Annotated in this window: 1 protein-coding gene; it reads right to left on the bottom strand. The window is 46.4% G+C overall.

Annotated features, from left to right (window positions below):
- The coding region (locus AAEY78_RS12315; RefSeq protein ID WP_352339630.1) for an IS3 family transposase at window positions 1-403 on the bottom strand (403 nt) is incomplete at both ends.

Raw genomic sequence — 403 nt, 5'->3', positions numbered from 1 at the left:
AAGTACAGCCAGCCCTCATTTGTCCAGATATAAGTAATGTCACTGACCCAAGACTCATTAGGACGCTTGGCATCAAACTGCTGATCGAGCACGTTTGGATAAACCAGCTTGTTGTGATTAGAGTCGGTGGTCACTTTAAAGCGCTTATGACGTCGGCATTTGATGCCGTGCTCTTCTTTGATGCGTCTCACCATGTATAGGCTAATGTCATGGCCTTGCTCGGTGAGCGTTGCATGCAAACGTTCATAACCATAACGTTCTTTACTTTCACTGTGAGCGGCTTTAACGAGTAGCTCGCAATGGTTGCGATGTATCTGCTGCTCGCTGATATCGCGACTCAGCCAGTCGTAGTAACTTGAATGCTTAATCTTTAGCACACGGCACATAGTGGTGATGCTAAAGA

This window comes from Psychrobacter sp. 16-MNA-CIBAN-0192 (genome assembly GCF_040309565.1).
In the GTDB taxonomy this organism is placed as follows: domain Bacteria; phylum Pseudomonadota; class Gammaproteobacteria; order Pseudomonadales; family Moraxellaceae; genus Psychrobacter.
This window is presented reverse-complemented; position numbering and strand designations above follow the sequence as displayed.